General features: G+C 69.2%; 18 protein-coding genes and 2 tRNA genes. 11 read left to right on the forward strand and 9 right to left on the reverse strand.

Going from position 1 to position 18,502, the window contains the following annotated elements:
* Positions 1 to 28 precede the first annotated feature (28 nt).
* From HWD93_RS10285 to HWD93_RS10295, 3 genes are all read left to right on the forward strand, one after another.
* Positions 29 to 943: an endo-beta-N-acetylglucosaminidase H gene (locus HWD93_RS10285; RefSeq protein ID WP_261646766.1), complete on the forward strand. Its 915-nt coding sequence runs from the start codon at positions 29 to 31 to the stop codon at positions 941 to 943.
* Between the two features lie 219 nt (positions 944 to 1,162).
* Entirely contained in the window at positions 1,163 to 1,453 is a 291-nt protein-coding gene (locus HWD93_RS10290; RefSeq protein WP_261646767.1) for a DUF1905 domain-containing protein, read from the forward strand.
* 331 nt (positions 1,454 to 1,784) lie between these two features.
* The gene (locus HWD93_RS10295) at positions 1,785 to 2,117 is read left to right on the forward strand and encodes a hypothetical protein (RefSeq protein WP_261646768.1); all 333 of its coding nucleotides are present in this window, start codon (positions 1,785 to 1,787) and stop codon (positions 2,115 to 2,117) included.
* A 36-nt stretch (positions 2,118 to 2,153) separates the two neighbouring features.
* Here HWD93_RS10295 and HWD93_RS10300 read toward each other — a convergent pair whose 3' ends face one another.
* From HWD93_RS10300 to HWD93_RS10310, 3 genes are all read right to left on the reverse strand, one after another.
* Positions 2,154 to 2,390: a hypothetical protein gene (locus tag HWD93_RS10300; protein WP_070416577.1), complete on the reverse strand. Its 237-nt coding sequence runs from the start codon at positions 2,388 to 2,390 to the stop codon at positions 2,154 to 2,156.
* Positions 2,387 to 2,977 (reverse strand): transcriptional regulator, encoded by a 591-nt coding sequence (locus HWD93_RS10305; protein WP_261646769.1) that lies wholly within the window; start codon positions 2,975 to 2,977, stop codon positions 2,387 to 2,389. The genes HWD93_RS10300 and HWD93_RS10305 overlap by 4 nt, the downstream gene beginning before the upstream one ends.
* 112 nt (positions 2,978 to 3,089) lie before the next feature.
* Positions 3,090 to 3,163 (reverse strand) — tRNA-Gly (locus tag HWD93_RS10310).
* 54 nt (positions 3,164 to 3,217) lie between these two features.
* Here HWD93_RS10310 and HWD93_RS10315 point away from each other — a divergent pair.
* The 5 genes from HWD93_RS10315 (at position 3,218) to HWD93_RS10335 (ending at position 6,522) form a co-directional block, all read left to right on the forward strand.
* Positions 3,218 to 3,556, forward strand: coding sequence for a hypothetical protein (locus tag HWD93_RS10315; protein WP_261646770.1), 339 nt, complete (start codon positions 3,218 to 3,220; stop codon positions 3,554 to 3,556).
* Between the two features lie 58 nt (positions 3,557 to 3,614).
* Positions 3,615 to 3,691, forward strand: a tRNA-Pro gene (locus HWD93_RS10320).
* Positions 3,692 to 3,727: 36 nt separating this feature from the next.
* Positions 3,728 to 5,035 carry a trigger factor gene (tig, locus tag HWD93_RS10325; RefSeq protein WP_261646771.1) on the forward strand — a complete coding sequence of 436 codons (1,308 nt, stop codon included), beginning with the start codon at positions 3,728 to 3,730 and terminating at the stop codon, positions 5,033 to 5,035.
* A 168-nt stretch (positions 5,036 to 5,203) separates the two neighbouring features.
* Entirely contained in the window at positions 5,204 to 5,833 is a 630-nt protein-coding gene (locus HWD93_RS10330) for an ATP-dependent Clp protease proteolytic subunit (RefSeq protein WP_070416573.1), read from the forward strand.
* Between the two features lie 29 nt (positions 5,834 to 5,862).
* Positions 5,863 to 6,522, forward strand: a complete 660-nt coding sequence (locus HWD93_RS10335; protein ID WP_070416572.1) for an ATP-dependent Clp protease proteolytic subunit — start codon at positions 5,863 to 5,865, stop codon at positions 6,520 to 6,522.
* 65 nt (positions 6,523 to 6,587) lie between these two features.
* Here HWD93_RS10335 and HWD93_RS10340 read toward each other — a convergent pair whose 3' ends face one another.
* Both HWD93_RS10340 and HWD93_RS10345 read right to left on the reverse strand, forming a co-directional pair.
* On the reverse strand, positions 6,588 to 7,151 hold the full coding sequence (locus HWD93_RS10340; RefSeq protein ID WP_229085083.1) for a copper resistance CopC family protein: 564 nt from the start codon (positions 7,149 to 7,151) through the stop codon (positions 6,588 to 6,590).
* 143 nt (positions 7,152 to 7,294) lie between these two features.
* Entirely contained in the window at positions 7,295 to 8,020 is a 726-nt protein-coding gene (locus HWD93_RS10345) for a YcnI family protein (RefSeq protein WP_229085084.1), read from the reverse strand.
* 215 nt (positions 8,021 to 8,235) lie between these two features.
* Between HWD93_RS10345 and clpX the strand changes: the two genes are divergently transcribed.
* Complete coding sequence (gene clpX / locus HWD93_RS10350) at positions 8,236 to 9,516, forward strand: ATP-dependent Clp protease ATP-binding subunit ClpX (RefSeq protein WP_022907244.1); 1,281 nt, start codon at positions 8,236 to 8,238, stop codon at positions 9,514 to 9,516.
* A 287-nt stretch (positions 9,517 to 9,803) separates the two neighbouring features.
* Here the strand turns inward: clpX and HWD93_RS10355 are convergent, their stop codons facing one another.
* Together HWD93_RS10355 and HWD93_RS10360 are read right to left on the reverse strand one after the other, a co-directional pair.
* Entirely contained in the window at positions 9,804 to 11,831 is a 2,028-nt protein-coding gene (locus tag HWD93_RS10355; protein WP_071301708.1) for a M3 family metallopeptidase, read from the reverse strand.
* Positions 11,832 to 11,919: 88 nt separating this feature from the next.
* Complete coding sequence (locus HWD93_RS10360) at positions 11,920 to 12,513, reverse strand: TetR/AcrR family transcriptional regulator (protein ID WP_070416569.1); 594 nt, start codon at positions 12,511 to 12,513, stop codon at positions 11,920 to 11,922.
* A 121-nt stretch (positions 12,514 to 12,634) separates the two neighbouring features.
* Between HWD93_RS10360 and HWD93_RS10365 the strand changes: the two genes are divergently transcribed.
* Positions 12,635 to 13,471 (forward strand): alpha/beta fold hydrolase, encoded by an 837-nt coding sequence (locus HWD93_RS10365; protein ID WP_071295388.1) that lies wholly within the window; start codon positions 12,635 to 12,637, stop codon positions 13,469 to 13,471.
* Positions 13,472 to 13,582: 111 nt separating this feature from the next.
* Here the strand turns inward: HWD93_RS10365 and HWD93_RS10370 are convergent, their stop codons facing one another.
* Positions 13,583 to 13,834, reverse strand: a complete 252-nt coding sequence (locus HWD93_RS10370) for a hypothetical protein (RefSeq protein WP_071301756.1) — start codon at positions 13,832 to 13,834, stop codon at positions 13,583 to 13,585.
* Positions 13,835 to 13,899: 65 nt separating this feature from the next.
* Positions 13,900 to 16,494, reverse strand: coding sequence for a valine--tRNA ligase (gene valS / locus HWD93_RS10375; protein WP_261646772.1), 2,595 nt, complete (start codon positions 16,492 to 16,494; stop codon positions 13,900 to 13,902).
* 274 nt (positions 16,495 to 16,768) lie between these two features.
* Between valS and proP the strand changes: the two genes are divergently transcribed.
* Positions 16,769 to 18,349, forward strand: coding sequence for a glycine betaine/L-proline transporter ProP (gene proP / locus HWD93_RS10380; protein ID WP_254790819.1), 1,581 nt, complete (start codon positions 16,769 to 16,771; stop codon positions 18,347 to 18,349).
* The last annotated feature ends 153 nt before the right edge of the window (positions 18,350 to 18,502 follow it).

Below are 18,502 nucleotides of genomic sequence, written 5' to 3' on the forward strand. Positions count from 1 at the left end.
ACGACCGACCCATTCAAGGAGGAATGTGATGAAGAAGAGGATGACGTTCGGGATCGTGGCGGCCATCGCCGCGATGGTGGCGGCACCACTCGTGCCGTCCGCAGCGTCGGCTGACCCGGCGCGAGCGACCGCGTCTGCGACCAGCGCGACGAAGTCCGGGCCCACGAGCATCGCGTACGTCGAGGTCAACAACGACCAGCTCGCGAACGTCGGCCGCTACCAGCTGGCGAACGGGGCGAACGCGTTCGACGTGGCGATCATCTTCGCCGCGAACATCAACTGGAACGGCTCGAAGGCCGTCATGTACAACAACGACAAGGTGCAGGCGACGCTCGACGCCGCGGCGACGCAGATCAAGCCGCTGCAGGCCAAGGGCATCAAGGTCTCGCTGTCAATCCTCGGCAACCACCAGGGCGCCGGGATCGCCAACTTCCCGACCCAGGCAGCCGCCGCGGACTTCGCGTCCCAGGTCACCGCCACGGTCACGAAGTACGGCCTCGACGGGGTCGACCTCGACGACGAGTACTCCGACTACGGCACGAACGGCACGCCGCAGCCGAACCAGCAGTCGATCGGCTGGCTCATCACCGCGCTCCGTGCCCAGATGCCCGGCAAGCTCATCTCGTTCTACGACATCGGCCCGGCGTCCTCGTCGCTCTCGTCGTCGAGCAGCACCATCGGCTCGAAGCTCGACTACGCCTGGAACCCGTACTACGGCACCTACTCGGCGCCGTCGATCCCGGGCCTCGGGAAGGCGAAGCTGTCCGCCGCCGCGGTCGACATCCAGAACACGGCGCAGTCCACCGCGGTGTCGCTCGCACAGCGCACGAAGGCCGACGGGTACGGCGTCTTCATGACGTACAACCTGCCGGACGGTGACGTCTCGTCGTACGTGTCGTCGATGACGCAGGTGCTCTACGGGCAGGCCGCGACGTACCACTGACGTCGCGTCCGGTGCGGCGGCTCGCGCCCCACGTCTCCTCGGCACGGTCCAGGAGGCGCGGGGCGCGTCCGTCCCGTCCCTCGCCTCCCGTCGCTGGAGCAGGATTCGCGCGTGCGCGTTGACCGTCCTGGTTCGAGGAACCCGAGGATCGTGAACCGGAACGGTCACGAACGCGGCCGAACCCGCCCGTCCGCGTGCGGTGCGCCGTACGATCGCGACGTGGAGCTCCAGTTCACCGGCGAGGTCATCGAGTGGCGCGGTCCGGCGCCGTTCTTCTACGCCGTCGTGCCGCCGGACGCCGCCGAGCTGATCCACGACCTCGCTCCGATGCTCACCTACGGCTGGGGCGTGATCCCCGCCCGCGTGACGATCGGGTCGGTGACCTGGACGACCTCGCTCTTCCCGAAGGACGGCGGGTACCTCGTGCCCCTCCGGGCAGCGGAACGTCGTCGCGCGGGTGTCGAGCTGGGCGACGAACCGGCGATCACCCTCGAGCTCGCAGGTCCCTGACACTCCTCCACAGCGTGGGCTGTCTCGGACCAGTTCCACAACGTCTCCCGCCGAACTTCGGCACCTCCCCGTCGCTCCCTACCGTCGCAGGCAGTGGAGGGGAGGTGCCGATGGTCGAACGGCCACGACATCCCAAGAAGGAGATCGAGCACGTGATGCGCACCGCCGAAGCGCGCGGGTGGCGCTTCGTGAAGGCGCGGAAGTACTACAAGGCCTACTGCCCGTGTGGTGTGCACCTGCACACGGTCCACATGACGCCGTCGAACCCCTGGTACGTTGTGCATCTGAAGTATCGGCTCGCGCGAACAGACTGCTGGGACAGGAGAACGTCATGACGAACTACCTCGTACGCGTCGAGTGCGCAGCATTGCTCGGAGCATCGGACGACTTCCGGGCAGAGCTCCCGACGGACTTCGACGTCATCGCCGAAGCGCTGTTCGATCTCGAGGACGTCCACGATCAGGACCTGACCACCGACCTCGCGACCGGCACACTCACCTTCTCGATCGGTGTCGTCGCGGACGACGAGTTCGGTGCGCTCGATCGGGCGCTCGGCGCCGTCAGGACGGCGCTGCACGCCGCCGGCCGGGGTACGCCCGGATGGGAGCGGCACTACCGGATGCTGCGGCAGGAAGTCGAAGAGGAGCCGGTGGGCGCTCGCTAGCAGTCCCGAGATCCGGCGGGAACTGTGCCGGCCGGGTCACCAGCGGCGTCGGAGCTCGGCCGCGACCAGGTCGGTCGTCGTGCTCGTGATCGCCGGGGCCTGCTCACCGAGCGCGCGACGGAGAGCGCGTTCGCGGGCCGTGACGGCTCGGAGGGCACGGCGTTCGGCGTGCCGGAGGCTCCAGCGGACGAGCGCGGTGCCGAGTCGGTTGGTCAGGACCTCGACCGGCGAGATCGGCGGGACCGGGAGCGTGCGGGGCTGGTAGGTGGTCACGGTGTCGGCTCCTCGTCGATGATCGGGACGCTGCGGACCTGGGCGAACACACGACGGACGCCCTCGGGCAGATCGGCGGCCTGCCCGCGGATGGCGCGGTACCGCTCGATGACGGCCTCGAACTCCCGCCACATCGCGCCGTACTCGTCGGGAGTGAGCGCGACGTAGGTCGACGACCCCGAGACGCCACGCCAGTCGGCCGGGACGGTGTCGGGGTCACGGGTGGTCCACTCGCGCACCAGGTCGTTCTCGGCGTCCATCACGGCGAGGCTCGCGAGCTGCGTCGCCGTCTGCTGCGCGGGGGAGGCCGGGCCCTCGTCGGGGCTGCCGATGCTGATCCGACCGGCGGTGCGTTCCCACCAGCGCTCGCGGGCGTTGCCGCGGTCGGGGAGCTCGTGGACGAACCCGTGGCGCTCGAGCTGCCGCAGGTGGTAGCTCGTCGAGCCGCTCGACTCGCCCAGCTTCGCGCCGAGCGACGTCGCGGTCGACGGGCCCTGCTGCGAGAGCAGGTCGAGCAAGCGCGCTCGGAGCGGGTGCGCCAGCGCCTTGAGGGCGGCGACGTCGAGGATGCGGGTCTCGTCGGTCATGGCTCGACCGTACACCGCAAAGAGATGTTTGCAAACAGTTCGTTGCAAACACTTCCTTGCATCCGGTTCACCGCACACCGATCGACGGCACGGAAGGGCCGAGAGCGAGGAGTGGAGGGGATGACGGGAATCGAACCCGCGTGGCCAGTTTGGAAGACTGGGGCTCTACCATTGAGCTACATCCCCGCGCCTGCGCACCAGGCGCAGCCCGACCATCGTAGCGGACGAACGAGCACCGACATGTCACCACGTACCGTGTCGTCCCGGGTCGTGCTCCCGCCGAGCGACCGGGACGCCCGGCGGATCAAGCGCTCGCGCGTGCTCTCCTACGTGCTGGTCGTCCTCGCCGCGATCGTCCTCTCGTTGCGGCCGGAGCTGTTCGGGGACCCGCAGACCCAGCCCGCGCACGCGCTCCTGCACGCGTGGCGCATCGTCGCCGGCATCCTGCTCGCGGTGGCCGCGCTCGGCGTGCAGGTCGTCGTCGGCGTGCGGTGGCGGACGGGCCTGCGACGACGCGCGCAGGACGACGCCGAAGACGGCTCCGAACCTGCCGGGAACCGCGCGCCCGGGGACCGCTAGACTCATCGGCGTCGCATGCGCCCCACCGGCGTGCGCGGACACCCCTGGCCCAGTCAAACGGGGCGTAGCTCAGCTTGGTAGAGCGCCCGCTTTGGGAGCGGGAGGTCGCAGGTTCAAATCCTGTCGCCCCGACCAGGACCACACGAACGTCAACCAACAGGAGAACATCCCTTGGCCACCAGCACCGTCGACAAGGTGAGCGACACCCGCGTCAAGCTCACCGTGAACGTGACGCCGGAAGATCTCAAGCCGAGCATCGACCACGCGTACAAGCACATCGCCGAGCAGATCAACATCCCCGGCTTCCGCAAGGGCAAGGTCCCGCCGGCGATCGTCGACCAGCGCGTCGGCCGCGGCGAGGTCCTGAACCACGCCGTCGGCGACGCCATCGACAACTTCTACCGCCAGGCGGTGGAGGAGCAGGAGCTGCGCATCCTCGGTCGCGCCGAGGCCGACGTCGCCGAGCTCCCGAACGTCAAGGACTTCACGGGCGACCTCGTCCTCACCTTCGAGGTGGACGTCCGTCCCGAGTTCGACCTGCCGGAGTACGACAAGTACGAGCTCACCGTCGACGCGGTCGAGGTCTCGGACGACGAGATCGAAGAGGAGCTGCAGAACCTGCGCACCCGCTTCGGCACGCTCGTCACGGTCGACCGCCCGGCGACCACGGGTGACTTCGCCCAGATCGACCTCATCGCCACCATCGGCGACGACGAGGTCGACTCGGCCACCGGCGTCTCCTACGAGATCGGCTCCGGCGACCTGCTCGAGGGCATCGACGAGGCGCTCGAGTCCCTCACCGCCGGCGAGTCCACCACCTTCGAGTCGAAGCTCGTCGGTGGCGACCGCGAAGGCGAGATCGCCCAGATCGCCGTGACCGTCACCGCCGTCAAGGAGCGCGAGCTCCCCGAGGCCGACGACGAGTTCGCGCAGATCGCCAGCCAGTTCGACACGATCGACGAGCTCAAGGCGGACCTCAAGGAGCAGATCGCGAAGTCCAAGACCTTCGGTCAGGGCGCCGCGGCTCGCGACAAGCTCGTCGAGAAGCTCATCGAGGACGTCAACATCCCGATCTCGGAGCAGCTCATCGAGGACGAGGTGCACCGCCACCTCGAGCAGGAGAACCGCCTCGAGGACGACGAGCACCGCAAGGAGGTCTCCGAGTCCAGCGAGAAGGCCTTCCGCTCGCAGATCCTCCTCGACTCGATCGCCGAGAAGGAAGAGATCCAGGTCTCGCAGGAAGAGCTCACGCAGTACCTCATCCAGGCCGCTGCGCAGTACGGCATGGAGCCGGGCGAGTTCATCAAGGTCATCGACCAGAACGGGCAGATCCCGGGCATGGTCGGCGAGGTCGCGCGCTCCAAGGCCGTCGCGACCGTCCTCTCCAAGGTGACCGTCAAGGACACCAACGGTGACGACGTCGACCTCTCCGCCTTCACGGCGGGGGTCGCGCAGACGCCTGCGGAGGACGCCGAGTAACGATCTCGACGCCACCAGCACGACGGACGGGAGGCGCGGTGCCAGCTGGCACCGCGCCTCCCGTCCCGTATTTCGGCACCACCGCATTGCCGACAGCGAACAGACGAGAAGTGGTGCGTTGCACCCGATAAGTTCGACAACAAGCGACAACTGAACGGGAGCTTTTCCATGGCCGAAGCGACACTGAACCCCAGTGTTTTTGACCGCCTTCTGAGAGACCGGATCGTGTGGCTCGGCTCCGAGGTCCGCGACGACAACTCGAACGAGATCGCAGCCAAGCTGCTGATGCTCGCCGCCGAGGACCCTGAGAAGGACATCTACCTCTACATCAACTCGCCCGGTGGCTCGATCACCGCCGGTATGGCGATCTACGACACGATGCAGTTCGTGCCGAACGACATCGTCACGGTGGGCATCGGCCTCGCCGCCTCGATGGGGCAGTTCCTGCTCTCGTCGGGCACCCCGGGCAAGCGCTACATCACTCCGAACGCGCGTGTGCTCCTGCACCAGCCGTCGGGTGGGTTCGGTGGTACGGCCGCCGACATCCAGACGCAGGCGAAGGTCATCCTCGACATGAAGCAGCGGATGGCCGAGCTCACGGCGGAGCAGACCGGCAAGTCGATCGAGCAGATCCTCAAGGACAACGACCGCGACAACTGGTTCACGGCGCAGGAAGCCCTCGAGTACGGCTTCGTCGACCACCTCCGCGCATCGTCGACCGAGGTCATCGGCGGTGGTGGCACCGTCGGCGACGGCGAGACCCCCACCGACGCGGCCGAGCCCGACGCCCAGTCCTGACCCCACCCACCGAAGAAAAGGAAACGAGAATGCATCTCCCCATGCTCGGTGGCGCGCAGAACGTCCCGGCCCCCACTGATCGGTACATCCTGCCGAGCTTCGAAGAGCGCACGGCCTACGGCTACAAGCGGCAGGACCCGTACGCGAAGCTGTTCGAGGACCGCATCGTGTTCCTCGGCGTCCAGGTCGACGACGCGTCGGCCGACGACGTCATGGCCCAGCTGCTCGTGCTCGAGTCGATGGACCCGGACCGCGACATCGTCATGTACATCAACTCGCCCGGTGGCTCGTTCACCGCGATGACGGCGATCTACGACACGATGCAGTACATCCGTCCGCAGATCCAGACGGTCTGCCTCGGTCAGGCTGCCTCGGCGGCGTCGGTGCTCCTCGCTGCCGGTACCCCCGGCAAGCGTCTGGCGCTCCCGAACGCCCGCGTGCTCATCCACCAGCCGGCGGTCCAGCAGGGCGGCGGTCAGGCCTCCGACATCGAGATCCAGGCAGCGGAGATCCTCCGCATGCGCACCTGGCTCGAGGAGACCCTGTCGAAGCACTCGAACCGCACGCCGGAGCAGGTCAACAACGACATCGAGCGCGACAAGATCATGTCCGCCGAAGAGGCGCTCGAGTACGGCCTGATCGACCAGGTCCTCACGAGCCGCAAGAACCTGCCGGCGCTCGTCAAGTAGTACCGGCGACCCGCACGACGAAGGCCCCGCACCGATCGGTGCGGGGCCTTCGTCGTGCCGTGGGGTCAGTCGTCGGTGGGGTCGTCGTCGGCCGCGGGGGCGGGGCGACGACGCAGGAGCAGCAGGAGCGCGACGACGAGCCCGACGAGCACGACGCCGCCGGCACCGATCCAGAGGGCGTCGGACGTCGTGGAGTCGGTGTCGCCCGAGGCGGTGCCCGTGGTGTCGGCACTGGCACTCGCCGCACTGCCGGCCGTGGCGCAGACGGGCGGGGTGGACGAGCCCTTCGACGGGGTGAACCCGGCGGGGGCGTCCCACGTGAAGCGGTACTCGTCGGACACGGTGTGCCCGTCGGCGGAGACGATCTGCCACTCGACGGTGTACTTCCCCGAGGCGCCGAGTGCCGCCTTCGTGGTCATCGAGGGGCCGTCCACGTCGAGGCAGCCGTCCTCGTAGTACTTCCCGTCGGGGCCGACGATCCGGTAGGCGAAGCCCGAGTTCGTGTCGTCGATGTCGAGCAGCTTGTCGTTCGTCGTGATCTCGAAGGCCTTCGGCAGCGCGGTCAGCGTGCCGTCGACCTTCGGGGTCGAGGCGATCATGTAGTTGTGCGCGCTGGCGGGGCCGGCCAAGCCGAGGACCGCACCGCCTGCGATGGCGAGGGTGGCGGCGACACCGGCACCGCGCCTCCAGGCCCGCCGGAGGCGCGGTGACCGCTCCGTTGACGTGACGCGGTCCGTCGACGTGACGCGCCTCGTCGAGGTGTCGCGCTCCGTCACTTGGAGGCGCTCCGACGGCGGGTGCCGGCGACGGCGACGACCAGGGCGGCTGCGCCGAGCACCAGGCCGCCGAGGCCGAGGAAGCGTCCGACGAGGTCGGGGTCGGCGGGCGTGGACTCCGCTGCCGCTGCGGCCGTGGGGGTGGCGGCGACGAGGTCACCGTCGTCGTCGGTGGCCTCGGCCGCGGTCAGCGTGATCGAGGGCGCGGGGTGCTCGGGCTCGGCTTCTCCGGCCTTCTGCTCCTGGTTCCACTCGACCGAGCCCTTCTCGCAGGTCTGCAGGGCCGGGAACTCGACGAGGTCGCCGGGCTTGCCGTCCGGGAGCGAGAAGGACAGCGCGAAGGTGTCGCGCTCGTCGGCGGGGAGCGGGGTCTTCGCCGTGTAGGTGACGCTCGTGACGCGTTCGCCCGCGTCCTCGGCGGACTCGTCGTCCGCGGAGGCCGACGGGCTCGTGTACGGCGCCGTGGCCTTCGTGATCGTCCAGTTCGGGTTGACGGTCGGCGTGACCTCGATGACGGACTCCGGCACCTGGAACTCGATCTTCGTCGTGGGGGAGCCGTCGCAGCCGTGCGGGACCGAGAAGGTCGCCGTCGTGTACGAGTTCGCCGCGGTCGAGGTGGCCGTCGCCGAGACGTGGGCGCTGGCGACACCCGCGGTGCCGAGGACGATCGCAGCGGTGACGCCGAGGGTCGCGGTGCCGACGACGGCGAGGCGCTTGGACATGGGGTTCCTTCCGGGACTGCGGGTCCTCCGACCCGCGACTGCGGTTCTACAACTTGTAGAGAAGTCGTGGACACGGTAGCAGGATCGAACGCCCTGGGCGAACGCGCCGGGCGAAACCGGCTCGGCGTCGCGGTCGGTGTCACCGGTTGCGATTAGGCTCGGTACGAGTCGGGCAGGTCGTCGACCTGCATCGGTCTACCAAGGAGGGCACCGACATGGCACGCATCGGAGAGAGCGCTGACCTGCTCAAGTGCTCCTTCTGCGGCAAGAGCCAGAAGCAGGTCCAGCAGCTGATCGCCGGTCCCGGGGTGTACATCTGCGACGAGTGCGTCGAGTTGTGCAACGAGATCATCGAAGAGCGACTGGCCGAAGCCGGCGAGGACACCGCCAGCGGTGACTTCGAGCTCCCCAAGCCGCGCGAGATCTTCGACTTCCTGCAGGAGTACGTCATCGGGCAGGACCCGGCGAAGCGCTCCCTCGCAGTGGCGGTCTACAACCACTACAAGCGCATCCGCGCGCAGGGACAGATCACGGCAGCGGAAGACCGCGACGACATCGAGATCGCGAAGTCGAACATCCTGCTCATCGGGCCGACGGGCTGCGGCAAGACCTACCTCGCCCAGACCCTGGCGAAGCGGCTCAACGTGCCCTTCGCCGTCGCGGACGCCACTGCCCTGACCGAGGCCGGGTACGTCGGCGAAGACGTCGAGAACATCCTGCTCAAGCTCATCCAGGCAGCCGACTACGACGTGAAGCGTGCCGAGACCGGCATCATCTACATCGACGAGGTCGACAAGATCGCGCGCAAGGCCGAGAACCCGTCGATCACGCGTGACGTCTCGGGCGAAGGCGTGCAGCAGGCGCTGCTCAAGATCCTCGAGGGCACGGTCGCCTCCGTCCCGCCGCAGGGCGGTCGGAAGCACCCGCACCAGGAGTTCATCCAGATCGACACGACGAACGTGCTGTTCATCGTGGCGGGGGCGTTCGCCGGGCTCGAGGACATCGTCTCGTCGCGCGTCGGCAAGCGGGGCATCGGCTTCGGTGCACCCCTGCACAGCCCGCTCGACCAGCAGGACCTCTACGCCGACGTCCTGCCGGAAGACCTGCACAAGTTCGGGCTGATCCCGGAGTTCATCGGGCGTCTCCCCGTCGTGACCACGGTGTCGCAGCTCGACCAGTCGGCGCTCATGCAGATCCTGACCGAGCCGAAGAACGCGCTCGTGAAGCAGTACCAGCGGATGTTCCAGATCGACGGGGTGGAGCTCGAGTTCGATCGGGGTGCGCTCGAGGCGATCGCGGACCTCGCGGTACTGCGGCAGACGGGTGCTCGTGGGCTCCGGGCGATCCTCGAAGAGGTGCTCGGGCCGGTGATGTTCGACGTGCCGTCGGACGACGACGTCGCACGTGTCGTGATCACCCGCGAGTCGGTGCTCGAGAACGCTGCGCCGACGATCGTCCCGCGGCCGAGGGCGAAGCGCGTCGAGAAGTCCGCGTAGCGGGGGCGCGCGGCGCGCGCTTGCGCGCCGCTGCGCTCCGCGTTGTGCGCCGGCTGCGGCGGCGGGCCGGGCGCACGTTCGAACCACGTTTCCGACGTCGAACCGGCTTTCGGTGGCGGTTCGACCTCGGAAACGTGGTTCCACGCTGCGCGTCGGCCCCCCGCGCACAACCCAAGTCACCCCGAGCCGCGTATGCGCGCGGTTCGGGGTGACTTTGATTGTGCGCCGGCAGCTTGCGCCGCAGCGCCGCGCGCGCGACAGCCCGCCGCGCGCGCCGCGCGCCCCCCCTACTCCAGCCCGCGGCGCCGCAACAGCGGCCCCACCTCGGCATCGCGCCCGCGGAAGTCCCGGTACGCCTCGAGCGGGTCCTTCGCCCCACCGACCCCGAGCAACTTCGACGCGAACCGCTCACCCGCTGCGCGCGAGAGCCCACCGTTCGAGCGGAACCACTCCACGGTGTCGGCATCGAGCACCTCGGACCAGATGTACCCGTAGTACCCGGCGTCGTACCCGCCCGAGAACGTGTGCGCGAAGTACGTCGACGAGTACCGCGGCGGGACGGCCTCGACCGCGATGCCCGCGGATTCCAGAGCCGCCCGCTCGAAGTCCTCGACCGAGATCACGGAAGCCGCCGAGGCAGCGGAGAGCCGGTGCCACGCCTGGTCGAGCAGCGCCGCGGCGAGGTACTCCGTCGTCGCGAACCCCTCGTTGAACCCCGCGGAGTCGCTGAGCCCCAGGACGAGCTCCGGCGGCAGCGGCGCCCCGGTCTCGTGGTGCTTGGCGTAGTTCGCCAGGACGGACGGCCACGACACCCACATCTCGTTCACCTGCGACGGGAACTCGACGAAGTCCCGCTCCACGTTCGTGCCCGAGAAGCGGGGGTAGGTGGTGCGGGCGATGAGGCCGTGCAGTGCGTGCCCGAATTCGTGGAAGAGCGTCTCGACCTCGTCCTGGATCAGGAGCGTCGGCGATCCGGCGGCCGGCTTCGCGACGTTGAGGTTGTTCACGACGACGGGCAGCGTGCCGAGCAGCGCGGACTGCTCCACGACGGGGTTCATCCACGCGCCGCCGCGCTTGCCGTCCCGCGTGTAGAGGTCGAGCAGGTAGAGCCCGACCTCCTCACCGGAGGCGCCGCGCACCTCGAACACCCGCACCTCGTCGTTGTACCCGTGCAGGTCGGGGCGCTCGGTGAACGTCAGGCCGTAGAGCTCGCCGGCAGCGTGGAAGACGCCGTCGTGCAGCACCCGGTCGGCCTCGAAGTAGGGGCGGAGCGCCGAGCTGTCCGCCGCGAACTGCTCACCGCGCAGGAGCTCGGTCGCGTACGCCCAGTCCCACGACTCGACCTCGTGACCGAGCACCCGGGCGCGGACGTCCCGTTCGTCGTCGGCGTTGCGGGCGGCCGCGCCGACGAGTGACGACAGCAGACCGTCGACGGCTTCGGGCGTCCCGGCGGTCTCGTCGGCCGTGACGACCGCGGCGTGGTTCGGGAAGCCGAGGAGTTCGGCGCGCTCGGCCCGGAGCCGGACGATGCGCAGGAGGACGTCACGGTTGTCGTGGTCGTTGCCCCGACGGCCACGGGAGAGCGACGCCTCCATGATCCGCCGACGCAGCCCGCGGTCGGCCAGCGACGACAGCCACGGATGCCCGGTGTAGAGCGGCAGTGTGATGAGCCAGCCGTCGAGCCCCCGGTCGGCAGCGGCTGCGGCGGCGGCGGACTTCGCGCCGTCGTCGAGGCCGGACAGTTCCGAAGCATCCGACACGTGCACGGCGAGGTCGTTCGTGTCTTCGAGCAGGTTCCGCTCGAAGGTCGTCGTGAGCGTCGAGAGCTCCTGGTTGATCGCGGTGAGCCGTTCCTTGCCGGCGTCGTCGAGCCCGGCGCCCGCGAGGGTCATCTCGGTGTGCGTCCGCTCGACCAGCCGACGGTCCTCGTCGGTGAGGTCGGCCCGGTCGTCGAGCGAATCACGGACCGCCGCCACCCGCGCGTACAGGCGTCCGTCGAGCGTGATCGCGTCGCGGTGTGCAGCGAGGAGCGGGGAGACCTCGGCCTCGAGGTCGTGCAGCTCCGGCGTCGAGTCCGCCGACGACAGCGTGAAGAACACGTGGCTCACGCGGGCGAGCAGCTGCCCGGTGCGCTCGAGCGCCACGAGCGTGTTCTCGAAGGTGGGTTCGTCGGGGGAGGCGGCGATCGCCTCGACCTCGGTGCGCTGCTCGGCCATGCCGGCGTCGAACGCGGGGCGGTAGTGCTCGAGCCGTACCTCGCGGAACGGCGGGAGGGCGTACGGAAGGGTGCTCGGTCCATCGAACGGGGTTGCCATCGCTCCACCCTACGGACCGGTGACGCTGTCGGACGGGAGGCGCGGTGCGGACCCGACCCGCGCCTCCTGTCCGACGGTCGGTCGCGTCTCAGGCGCGCGTCGCCGCGTCGATGAGGGTCTCGGCCGCCCGCCGCGCGTGCCGCGCCGGCGTCGTCGACCCGGCGATGGCGGCCGTGGTCTGCGCCCCCTCGGCGAGGAGGGCGAGCTGGGCGGCGAGTTCCTCGGCGGTGGCGGGGTCGCGGACGACCGAGGCCGCGAGGTCCTGCACGAAGCGCTGGAACGAGTCCTTGTGGGCACGGGCGATCTCGGCGACGGCGGGGGAGGTGGCTCCGAGCTCGCCGAACGCGTTGATGAACCCGCAGCCGCGGAAGGTGTCGTCGCCGAACCACGACTCGAGGAAGTCGTAGACCGCGAGCAGCTTGTCACGCGGGGTGGTGGCGGTGTCGACCGCGCCGTGGACCCCGTGTTCCCAGACGTCGTGGCGTCCGGCGAGGACCGCGGCGATCAGCTGCTCCTTGCCGGGGAACGCGGCGTAGAGCTTCTTGAGCGACACCCCGGCGCCGGTGCGGATCTCGTCCATGCCGACGGACTGGATGCCGCGCGCGTAGAAGAGCTGGTCGGCGACGTCGACGATGTGTGCCCGGACGTCGGGGTCGACGGTCGGGAGCGTACTGGTTGCCATGGCGTACCCCGTTCGCTGCGTGTTCACCGTTCTCGACTTGCGCCGGGAACGACCGTTCTCTAGTGTAAGCCACATTGACGGAGAACGACCGTTCTCCGCGAGGTTCAGGGAAGGAACGACCATGGGTGCCATCACCGTCGGGACCGAGAACAGCGTCGACATCGAACTCCACTACGAGGACAAGGGCACCGGCCAGCCGATCGTGCTGATCCACGGCTTCCCGCTCGACGGCAACTCGTGGGAGGGCCAGGTCCCGGCACTGCTCGACGCCGGCTACCGCGTCATCACGTACGACCGCCGTGGCTTCGGGCAGTCCTCGCAGCCGTCGACCGGGTACGACTACGACACCTTCGCTGACGACCTGCACACGGTCCTGACGACCCTCGACCTGCACGACGTGATCCTCGTCGGCTTCTCGATGGGCACCGGCGAGATCGCCCGGTACATCGGCCGTCACGGCGAGGACCGGATCGCGAAGGTCGCGTTCCTGGCCTCGCTCGAGCCCTTCCTGGCGATCACCGACGACAACCCCGACGGCGCCGGCCCGATGTCGTTCTTCGAGGGCATCGCCGCCGACGTGAAGAAGGACCGGTACGCGTACTTCACGAACTTCTACCAGGACTTCTTCAACCTGTCGGACAACCTCGGCTCCCGCATCTCGGAAGAGGCCGTCCGGAACGCGTGGAACGTCGCTGCCGGGTCGGGTGCCATCGCGTCCGCCGCAGCACCGCTGACGTGGCCGACCGACTTCCGTCAGGACATCCCGAAGGTCACCGTCCCCGCGCTCATCGTGCACGGCACGGCGGACAACATCCTGCCGATCGACGCCACCGGCCGCCGCTTCACCAAGGCCCTGCCCGCGGCGGAGTACGTCGAGATCGAGGGCGCCCCGCACGGCCTGCTCACCACGCACACCGCCGAGGTGAACGAGGTGCTCCTGGGGTGGCTCGCGAAGTAGCGCGCGTGCTCGCATCGTGAGCGGAAATGGTCGGGTTCCCCAGCGGGACCCGACCGTTTCTGCTCACCAAGCGATGCACGCGGCACGCGGCGCGCGGCGCGCGCGGCGCCCTCAGTCCTCCTCGGGGGCGTCGTCGGGGTTCGTGACCTGGGCGTGCCCGGCGTCGTCGAGGTGGATCGAGGTGCCGTCGTCGAGCGCGACCATCGGCTTGCCCTCGAGGAACGTCAGGGTCCAGCCCCACCCCGCCGTGTCGACCGACTCCGACGCGAGCTCGTCCTCGACGCCCCGCACGGCGACGACCATCGCCTCGGGGAGTTGCCCGGGTGCCTCGGCACCCACGTTCCAGCGTCTGCCCAACTGCATCCGTGCCTCCAGTCCGGTGGTGGACGGGCCGGATCGCACACGCGACCCGGCCCGGACGACCGACGTTACGCCTGCTGTTCCGCCAGCTCGATCTCGGTGACGGCCAGTTCCGCGCCGTCCTCGAACGACAGGTTCTCGATGCGGCCGACGGCCGCCAGGTCGACCGCAGCGCGCTCGATGAGCGCCCGCGTCTCGGCCGGGGCCTGCACGACGGCGCGCGTCACGGGCGTCTTCTGGGACGCCTTGGCGGCCGTCTTCGCCCCGCGGATGCCGATGAGCGCCTGGCCCACCGCCCCGAGGAGCCCCGTCGGCTCGGCCTGCGTGGGCAGCTCGGCCACGGTCGGCCAGGAGGCGCGGTGCACGCTGGTCTCGTGGGTCCAGGCCCACACTTCCTCCGTCGCGAACGGGAGGAACGGTGCCAGCAGGCGCAGCAGCGCGTCGATCGCGGCGCGGAGCGCGAGGACCGCGCTCGCCTGCGTCTCGTGCGTCCCGTCCGAGGCGGTGCCGTACGCGCGCTCCTTGACGAGCTCGAGGTAGTCGTCGCAGAAGGTCCAGAAGAAGCGCTCGATCACCTCGAGGGCACGGGCGTGGTCGAACGCGTCGAACGCCGTGGTGGCCTGGTCGATGACCGATCCGAGCTCGGCGAGCACGTCGACGTCGAGCGGCTCGGTGACGCTCGTGGCGCCCTCGGGCAGCGGGAAGCCGTAGACGAACTTCGCGGCGTTGAGGACCTTGATCGCCAGACGACGACCGACCTTGATCTGCTTCGGGTTCTGCGGGTCGAAGGCCGCGTCGGTGCCGAGCTTCGACGAGGCCGCCCAGTAGCGGACCGCGTCGGCGCCGTGCTGCTCGAGGATGGAGAGCGGCGTGACGACGTTGCCCTTCGACTTCGACATCTTCTTGCGGTCGGGGTCCACGATGAAGCCGGAGATGCTCGCGTGCTTCCACGGCACGGTGTCCGCTTCGAGCTGGCTGCGGAGCACCGTCGTGAACAGCCACGTGCGGATGATGTCCTGCGCCTGCGGGCGGACGTCGTACGGGTAGACGAGGTCGTAGAGCGCCGGGTCGGTCTCCCACTTGCCCGCGAGCTGCGGGGTGAGCGACGAGGTGGCCCAGGTGTCCATCACGTCGAGCTCGCCCTGGAACCCGCCGGCGACACCACGCTGGTCCTCGGTGTAGCCCGGGGCCGGCTCGGACGCCGGGTCGACGGGGAGCTGTGCCTCGGTCGGGACGATCGGCTGGTCGAAGACCGGGTTGCCGTCGGCGTCGAGCGGGTACCAGACCGGCAGCGGCACGCCGAAGAAGCGCTGGCGCGAGATGAGCCAGTCGCCGGAGAGGCCGCCGACCCAGTTGTCGTACCGGACGCGCATGAAGTCCGGGTGGAACGCGATCTCGTCGCCGCGCTGCCGGAGCGTCGCCTTGAGCTGCTCGTCGCGGGCACCGTTCACGATGTACCACTGGCGGGTCGAGACGATCTCGAGCGGCTTGTCGCCCTTCTCGAAGAACTTCACGGGGTGGTTGATCGTCTTCACGTCGCCGATCAGCTCGCCGGACTCGGTCAGGGCGTCCACGACGACCTTCTTCGCCGAGAACACGGTCTTGCCGGCCATCTCGGCGTAGAGCGCCTTGCCGCCGTCGGACTCGATCCAGGCCGGCTCGTCGGAGCGGACGCGGCCGTCGAACCCGATGATCGCGCGGTTCGGCAGCTGCAGCTCGCGCCACCACACGACGTCGGTGGTGTCGCCGAAGGTGCAGACCATCGCGATGCCGGCGCCCTTGTCCTGCTGCGCGAGGTGGTGCGCGAGCACCGGGACCTCGACGTCGAACAGCGGGGAGCGGACCGTCGTGCCGAAGAGGTCCTGGAAGCGCTCGTCGTCCGGGTGCGCGACGAGGGCGACGCACGCGGGGAGCAGCTCGGGGCGGGTGGTCTGGATGACGACGTCGTCGCCGCCGTCCGTGCGGTGGAAGGCGATGCCGTGGTACGCGCCCGGCATCTCCTTGTCCTCGAGTTCGGCCTGGGCCACGGCCGTGCGGAACGTGACGTCCCAGAGCGTCGGGGCGTCGGCCTGGTAGGCCTCACCACGCTCGAGGTTGCGGAGGAAGGCACGCTGGGCGCTCGCCCGCGAGGTGTCGTCGATCGTCCGGTACGACTGCGTCCAGTCGACGGAGAGGCCGAGCGTACGGAAGAGGTGCTCGAACTGCTGCTCGTCCTGCACGGTCAGGCGCTCGCACAGCTCGATGAAGTTGCGGCGCGACACCGGGATCTGGTCGGCCGCCTTCGAGGACTTGTTGTCGCCGCCTTCGAACGGCGGCACGAAGGTGGCGTCGTAGGGAAGCTGCGGGTCGCAGCGGACGCCGTAGTAGTTCTGCACGCGGCGCTCGGTGGGGAGACCGTTGTCGTCCCAGCCCATCGGGTAGAAGACGTGCTTGCCTCGCATGCGCTCGTACCGGGCCTTGAGGTCGGTGTGCGTGTACGAGAACACGTGCCCGATGTGGAGCGAACCCGAGGCGGTCGGCGGCGGGGTGTCGATCGAGTAGACGTTGCTGCGGTCGCCGGCGGCGTCGCGGTCGAACCGGTAGGTGCCGTCCTGCGCCCAGACCGGGCCCCAGACGTCTTCGAGTCCGTCCACCGTGGGCTTCTCGGGCATGGGCTTCGACATGGCGGGCCTTCCGTTCGGTGCGGTGCTGCGACCGCTGTGTGCGGCACCGAGTCCGTGATGAGGTGCCTGAGTGTGTGCGCGTGCTGCGCAGTCCCACGATCGTAGCGGCTCGCACCGACCCTCCGGCGGCCAATAGCACACGGATCCGGCAGACACGCCGGGCAGCTGATAGTCTGTCGGAGTTTGTCCGGCGGACGCGGGGTTCGCAGGGACTGCAGCGTCGCCGTCCGCCGGGCGCCCGAAGGCAAGACACAGCACTACCGGAGGAACTCACTTGGCACCGAACGAAGCAGGAAACGCACGGGGCGACCGCCCGCTGCGCACCAAGGGCGCCGCGAAGCGCGCACGCCGCAAGCTGACCGAGGACGACGTCACCGTCGTCGAGGAGTCGCTGCTCAAGCGTGCCGTCGCGGCCGCCGCGCTCGGCAACGCCATGGAGTGGTTCGACTTCGGCATCTTCGCCTACCTCACGGTGACGATCTCGAAGGTGTTCCTCCCCGAGGGCGACCCCGCCGCGAACATCGTCGCGACCTTCGGCTTCTTCGCCGCCGCGTTCATCGTGCGCCCCATCGGCGGTGCGGTCTTCGGCCCGATCGGCGACCGGATCGGCCGGCAGAAGGTCCTCGCCCTCACGATGATCCTGATGGCCGCGGGCACGCTCATGATCGGCCTGATCCCGTCGTACAACTCGATCGGCTTCTGGGCGCCCGTGCTGCTGCTGGTGGCGCGGTTCGTGCAGGGCTTCTCGACCGGTGGTGAGTACGGCGGCGCGGCGACGTTCATCGCCGAGTACTCGCCGGACAAGCGCCGCGGGTTCATGGGCTCGTGGCTCGAGTTCGGCACCCTCGCCGGCTACGTGCTCGGCGCATCGATCGTGACGGGCCTGCAGTTCGGCCTCTCCGAGGACGCCCTGCTCAGCTGGGGCTGGCGCATCCCGTTCATCATCGCCGGTCCGCTCGGCCTGATCGGTCTCTACCTGCGCCTCAAGCTGGAGGAGACCCCGGCGTTCCAGAAGCAGCAGGAGCAGGCCGCCGAGCGCGAGGGGCAGAAGACCCCGTTCCTCAAGCTCTTCGCCGAGAACTGGCGCTCGCTGATCATCTGCATCGGTCTGGTCCTCGTGTTCAACGTGACCGACTACATGCTCCTGTCGTACATGCCGACGTACCTCGAGCAGAACCTCGGCCAGAACGCCACGTTCGGCCTGATCCTCATCGTGATCGTGATGATCCTCATGATGGTCGTCATCACGTTCGGTGGTCGCCTGTCCGACAAGTTCGGCCGACGTCCCGTGCTCGCCGCGGGCTGCGTCGGGTTCATCCTGCTGTCGTGGCCGGCGCTCAAGCTGGTGCAGACCGGTACCGGCGTGGGGGTCTTCGCGGGACTCCTGATCCTGGGCGTGGTGCTCGTGACGTTCACCTCGACCATGCCGTCGACCCTGCCGGCACTGTTCCCGACGATCATCCGCTACGGCGCGCTCGCCATCGCGTTCAACGTGTCGGTGTCGCTCTTCGGCGGGACGACCCCGCTCGCGACCTCGGCGCTCATCAACGCTGCGAAGGACGCCGGCTACGGCTGGGCCGAGGACATCCCGGCGTTCTACCTGATGCTGGCCGCCCTGATCGGGCTCGTCGCCGTCTACTTCACCAAGGAGACGGCCGCGACGCCGCTGATGGGGTCCGGCCCCACGGTGGCGCACGAGGACGAGATCGCCGGCGTCATCAAGGACTACAACGACCCGGAGTCCGAGCTGGCGCAGTCCGACTGGGCGAAGGACTTCTCGACGAGCGAGATCCCGATCATCTCGGGCGACGTGCCGTCGTCCGGTGACGGTTCGAAGGAGCCCGCGGGCTCGTAGGAGCTGGCTGCCTGGAGGCACGGTGCGCGTCCGTCTCGGACGTCGCGCCGTGCCTCCGCTCGTCCGGGCGCGGTGCGCGGCGTCGCGGTCGCGGCGCGGTGCGCGGCGCGGTTCGCGACGTTTCGCGCTGCGCGACAGTTCACGGCTCCTCGC

The organism is Curtobacterium sp. C2H10 (assembly GCF_025407985.1).
In the GTDB taxonomy this organism is placed as follows: domain Bacteria; phylum Actinomycetota; class Actinomycetes; order Actinomycetales; family Microbacteriaceae; genus Curtobacterium.

What these genes read in the sequence shown, in the direction of transcription:
- HWD93_RS10285 (WP_261646766.1), top strand. Translation starts at nt 29, where the DNA reads ATGAAGAAGAGGATGACGTTCGGGATCGTGGCGGCCATCGCCGCGATG.
- HWD93_RS10295 (WP_261646768.1), top strand. Translation starts at nt 1,785, where the DNA reads ATGACGAACTACCTCGTACGCGTCGAGTGCGCAGCATTGCTCGGAGCA.
- HWD93_RS10305 (WP_261646769.1), bottom strand. Translation starts at nt 2,977, where the DNA reads ATGACCGACGAGACCCGCATCCTCGACGTCGCCGCCCTCAAGGCGCTG.
- HWD93_RS10315 (WP_261646770.1), top strand. Translation starts at nt 3,218, where the DNA reads ATGTCACCACGTACCGTGTCGTCCCGGGTCGTGCTCCCGCCGAGCGAC.
- HWD93_RS10330 (WP_070416573.1), top strand. Translation starts at nt 5,204, where the DNA reads ATGGCCGAAGCGACACTGAACCCCAGTGTTTTTGACCGCCTTCTGAGA.
- HWD93_RS10335 (WP_070416572.1), top strand. Translation starts at nt 5,863, where the DNA reads ATGCATCTCCCCATGCTCGGTGGCGCGCAGAACGTCCCGGCCCCCACT.
- HWD93_RS10345 (WP_229085084.1), bottom strand. Translation starts at nt 8,020, where the DNA reads ATGTCCAAGCGCCTCGCCGTCGTCGGCACCGCGACCCTCGGCGTCACC.
- clpX (WP_022907244.1), top strand. Translation starts at nt 8,236, where the DNA reads ATGGCACGCATCGGAGAGAGCGCTGACCTGCTCAAGTGCTCCTTCTGC.
- HWD93_RS10355 (WP_071301708.1), bottom strand. Translation starts at nt 11,831, where the DNA reads ATGGCAACCCCGTTCGATGGACCGAGCACCCTTCCGTACGCCCTCCCG.
- HWD93_RS10360 (WP_070416569.1), bottom strand. Translation starts at nt 12,513, where the DNA reads ATGGCAACCAGTACGCTCCCGACCGTCGACCCCGACGTCCGGGCACAC.
- HWD93_RS10365 (WP_071295388.1), top strand. Translation starts at nt 12,635, where the DNA reads ATGGGTGCCATCACCGTCGGGACCGAGAACAGCGTCGACATCGAACTC.
- HWD93_RS10370 (WP_071301756.1), bottom strand. Translation starts at nt 13,834, where the DNA reads ATGCAGTTGGGCAGACGCTGGAACGTGGGTGCCGAGGCACCCGGGCAA.
- valS (WP_261646772.1), bottom strand. Translation starts at nt 16,494, where the DNA reads ATGTCGAAGCCCATGCCCGAGAAGCCCACGGTGGACGGACTCGAAGAC.